Origin of the sequence: Wolbachia endosymbiont of Glossina morsitans morsitans (assembly GCF_000689175.1) — a bacterium.
GTDB lineage: Bacteria > Pseudomonadota > Alphaproteobacteria > Rickettsiales > Anaplasmataceae > Wolbachia > Wolbachia pipientis.
Genome location: NZ_AWUH01000172.1, coordinates 2,644 through 7,105 on the forward strand (window position 1 = coordinate 2,644; position 4,462 = coordinate 7,105).

Below are 4,462 nucleotides of genomic sequence, written 5' to 3' on the forward strand. Positions count from 1 at the left end.
TCCACTTGAAATAGTTGAATTTCAGATAGGAGAGCATTTATCTGATAACGATATAGTGAGGTTGGATGATGTATATGGAAGATTTTGAAATTCTAATGTTAAAGATACTCTATAAGTCTGCTAAATTTAAGGAAGAAAAAATCTCTAGTTTTTAAATAAAGAAAGTCTACAATTATACGAAGTTTACAAAAATATAATGTCTAACCTCAAAATATTTTGTAATGTCCATTGCCTTTGAAATTACTATGGCTGCTTGCTATTTGCGAGCAAGAAATGCCAGATTTTGCTCTATAATGACTTTGTTCTCTATTATCGGCATTGCCCTTGGAGTTGCAACACTAATAGTGGTGATGTCTGTGATGAACGGATTCAGAGCAAAGTTGCTTGACTCAATACTTGGCATTGATGGCCATATTAACGTTTATTTTGATAGGAACATAAATTCAGATTACTACGCAGTTTCAAAATCTATTGAGAGAATTCCTGGTATATTAAAAGCTACTCCTATGACCAATGATCAAGTTATTATTGTAGCAAATGGTAAAATTGCAGGTAGCGTAGTGCGAGGTGTGTCAACTAAAGATTTGCTTGATAGTACTGCCGTTACAAATAATGTAATTATAGGTGATGTAAAAAAATTTGATGAAGGGATAATAATAGGAGCACGCTTAGCAGAAGTTTTGAACATTGACTATGGCGACGAAATTACGTTTATATCATCTGAAGAATTTGATGCATTACTTGGTGAAATGCCGCGAATGAAAAAATATAAAGTTATAGCAATGTTTGATATGGGTATGTTTGAGTATGATAATACCTTGATATATATGCCTCTAAAATCAGCACAAGCCTTTTTTAATTATAAAAATAGCATAAAAAATATAGAAGTACTTGTAGACGACGTTACTAGAGCTGATAAGCTGGCAGATGCTATAGAAAAGGAAATAGGAATGGAAGCTGAAAGTTGGCAATCACAGCAAAGCCATTATTTTAGTGCTTTAAAAACTGAAAGAAATGTGATGTTTTTAAATTCTCACTTTGATTATAGTTGTAGCAGCGTTTTAATATTATCTCAAATTTTAATGATGATAGTGCAAGAAAAGAAATCCGCGATTGCAATTATGCGTACATTTGGTGCAACAAGTGGAAGCATTATGCGTATATTTTGCGCTTGTGGTCTATTAATCGGTTTTACGGGAACTTGTCTTGGCTGTATTATAGGTGTCGTTTTTTCTCTCAATATCGAAAGCATTAGAGTGTTTTTAGAAAACATTACTAACGTCAAGCTGTTTGATCCTATGATATACTTTTTTTCAAGTTTGCCAATGATATTAGTTTCTCAAGATGTAGTGAACATTTCTGCACTTGCATTATTCTTATCATTTTTAGCGACAATTGCTCCTGCATTGCAGGCAGCTGCACAAGATCCTGCGGAGATACTACGTTATGAATGATACTCAGCAAAAGTACATAGGTTGGTTCTTAATTGTATTGTTATTTACCGGTTACATCACAATAAATAACATAATCTTTTTAAAAATAAATCAGCAAGAGAGTGAAAACAATGTGAAAGCTTTAACGGAAAACATGGATGAATTTAGAATGTTGCTTGAAGTTAATCAATCTAGAATAGAAAAAAAGATATTTGACCTCAAGAGAAGTCAGCATACTCAATGTGAGCAAGGTGATAATAACTCAAGATGTAAGAACCTTGCAAAATTGCTATTACTTGTGGTTAAAATGAAGAATTCGTTATTGCGAGAAGCAAAATTTGATAACCATATAAATTCAATAAAGCCTTTGATATCAGAGCTTGACGATCCAGAGATAGAAAATGCAGTAGATGAATTAGAAAATTTGAAAGAGATAAATACCTTACACGAATTGAAGTTATCTTTTGAAAAAACTATTGATACTATCGATTACAACAAAAGTACATTGTCTAAAAAAATCATTTCAAACTGGATAAAGGTAGACGACCGAAATGATCCATTAAGAGTAAAATTCGCAGAAATTGAGGAGTCAATAAATGATAATGATTGGCAAAATATAACTGTTACAGTAAGCAATTTAACGCATTCAGAATTCAAGCCATGGCTGAATAAATTGAATGGTTTTATTGTAGCTTCTAAGAATATTTCAACAATATATCATCACTTATTACAATATATCTCATGATTTATTTTATAATTTTCGCTTTTTCGTTTTTATTTGGTATATGGGTCAAGGTAAGTGGTGAAGTAATAAAATTGGAATTAGGCAATTACACTATAAGTATTGATCTATATTTCATTATTTTTACTTGTGTAGTTTTATTATTTTTATTAATTACACTTGTACGCTTTTTTTCCTCCATTTCATCAACATTTGCCAACATAAGAAATAGAAGAAGGGATAGGGAAGAATTGCTTCTCTTTGAAGCTTTCTTTAGCATAGACTTAGACAATATAGAGAATGCCCAAAAGCTAGTTAAAAGTCTGAGTGAGGAGAGCGATAGGTTGTCTTTAATAAAGCTCTTTAACTCAGGTAAGACGGGAAATTACAGCTTTTTCAGTAACGGTTTAACAAATATTGCAAATAAAAATCGTAACTTAGCTCTACTTCTAGCCAATAAGCTGATTGTCCACCTCAAACAAGAAAAAGTAGTCTTTCAAAAATTTATAGAATATTGCTCTAGTTCAATTAACGATAAAATGCTATCTATTCCCTTTCAAATAGAGCATGGNATATTGAAAGAAGATTGGATTAATGCAATTTTGAGGTTGAAGGAAGCAGTTAAGTCCAATATTTTTCTCCCCTTTGAGCATAAAGAAATGTTTGCAGTGTTTTATTGCGCTTTAGCAAAGCAATATGAAAGTAAAGGAAATTTTAAGGAGGCTATAAAGTCTTTATTTAGTTATAGTGCAATTTTTCAGCCCATCAATTATTTAAAGGCAGAATTATATATTAAACTTGGAAAAATCAGAAAAGCTTCTGCAGTGCTAGAGGCAGAGTATACAGTAAATCCTACTCCTCAATCAGCTAAAATGTACATCAATTTAAATAGTAAAGGTGCTGAAAGACTATACAACTTACGCCCTGATTATTATTTTAGTTACTGTTTACTTGCTTTGTCCTCAATGAGTTCAGGTAAATATGATCTTGCAAGTCAATATTTAGACACTGCTATGAAANAAGCTAATTACATGTCAATCTACTTTATTGTAATACAACTCAAGGTTACATTGCAAGAACACGACAAGGTAATTTATTGGCTAAACAAGATGGGCTCAGCCTGATCCAGGCTGGAAGTGTAAAAATTGTAACAGGGAACTAGAACAATGGGATCATAAGTGTTCAAGTTGTAATAGTTTTAATTGTGTTTATTATATATTATAAAATTCCACAAAGTTTAGAAATTACCATTAGAGGTTGTCCACAAACCAAGGAATACGTAGTATATAAAGAAAGAATAGGTAAGAGATGAGGAAAAAATATCCAACAGATTTAAGTAGAAGGGAATGGGCAAGAATAGAAAAACACTTCAGAGTATCGTACAAGAAAGGAGGAAGGCCACCAAAATACAGTAAGTGTGAGATAGTAAATGCAATTCTTTATGTACTGCGCACAGGATGTCAATGGCGCTATTTACCACACGATTTTCCGCCGTGGAAGGCTGTGCATGAACAGTTTAGAAGATGGAAAAAGCAGGGAATTTTTGAGAAAATGAACTATGATATCACTAAATATAGTAGGTCAAAAATGGTAAGCCGAGCGCATGCATAGTAGACAGTCAATCGGTAAAAACCACGGAAAAAGGGGGTCAAAGGTTATGATGGTGCGAAAAAAGTAAACGGGAGAAAAAGACATATAATCACAGATACTCAAGGATTTGTGCTTGGCTGCTATGTAGGAGCTGCAAGCGAAAATGACAGAGGTGGGGTGAAGATGGCATTGGACAATATGAAGGAAAAATACAGCAATATTAAGAAAATGTGGGCTGATATGGGATACCAAGGAAAAGATTTAAAGGATTACGTAAAGAGAGAATATGGGATAGATATTGAAATTGTCAAAAGGCCTCCATGTAGGTTTTGGGTGCATAAAGATACACCACTAGAACTATTGCCACAACGGCATCCTGGATTTTCAGTACAGCCGAGAAGGTGGGTGGTAGAGAGGACTTTTGCTTGGATCAATAGAAATAGAAGGCTATCAAAGGAGTACGATTCACTTACAACATCTACTGAAAGTTTCATATATCTGGCTATGAGTAAAGTTGTGTTAAGTAGGGAATATGCTTGATTTACTGGTTTGTGGACAACCTCTTAGGCTACTTTCACATTGATATTGCTGAAGTTAGAGCACTTTCTTAATATAATCCTTATCTCCAAACAATAAACCTGCAAGTTTCTTAGCTAGACTTGGTCTTAATGTCAAAAAAACTTGCTTTTAGACACTAACAGTTATATATTTTAATAAA

The 4,462-nt window shown here is 33.1% G+C and carries 3 protein-coding genes and 4 pseudogenes; all 7 read left to right on the forward strand.

What is annotated here, in order from left to right; translation table 11 throughout:
* Positions 1–221: 221 nt before the first annotated feature.
* Entirely contained in the window at positions 222–1,454 is a 1,233-nt protein-coding gene (locus WGMM_RS04360) for a lipoprotein-releasing ABC transporter permease subunit (protein WP_038250641.1), read from the forward strand.
* Positions 1,447–2,178 carry a hypothetical protein gene (locus tag WGMM_RS04365; protein ID WP_038250643.1) on the forward strand — a complete coding sequence of 244 codons (732 nt, stop codon included), beginning with the start codon at positions 1,447–1,449 and terminating at the stop codon, positions 2,176–2,178. Before WGMM_RS04360 ends, WGMM_RS04365 begins: the two co-directional genes overlap by 8 nt.
* Positions 2,175–2,725: pseudogene (locus WGMM_RS07230) on the forward strand (heme biosynthesis protein HemY); the annotation flags it as partial. The gene WGMM_RS04365 and the pseudogene WGMM_RS07230, both read left to right, overlap by 4 nt.
* Before the next feature lies 1 nt (position 2,726).
* Positions 2,727–3,173, forward strand: a pseudogene (locus tag WGMM_RS07235) (heme biosynthesis protein HemY); the annotation flags it as partial.
* A gap of 1 nt (position 3,174) precedes the next feature.
* Positions 3,175–3,378: pseudogene (locus WGMM_RS07240) on the forward strand (heme biosynthesis protein HemY); the annotation flags it as partial.
* An 84-nt stretch (positions 3,379–3,462) separates the two neighbouring features.
* A complete protein-coding gene (locus tag WGMM_RS07245; RefSeq protein ID WP_338062979.1) occupies positions 3,463–3,765 on the forward strand; it encodes a transposase in 303 nt (100 codons plus the stop codon).
* A 36-nt stretch (positions 3,766–3,801) separates the two neighbouring features.
* Positions 3,802–4,284, forward strand: a pseudogene (locus WGMM_RS07250) (transposase); the annotation flags it as partial.
* Between the last annotated feature and the right edge of the window lie 178 nt (positions 4,285–4,462).

Coding starts and splice junctions, on each gene's coding strand:
- WGMM_RS04365 (WP_038250643.1), top strand. CDS start 1,447: ATGAATGATACTCAGCAAAAGTACATAGGTTGGTTCTTAATTGTATTG.
- WGMM_RS04360 (WP_038250641.1), top strand. CDS start 222: ATGTCCATTGCCTTTGAAATTACTATGGCTGCTTGCTATTTGCGAGCA.
- WGMM_RS07245 (WP_338062979.1), top strand. CDS start 3,463: ATGAGGAAAAAATATCCAACAGATTTAAGTAGAAGGGAATGGGCAAGA.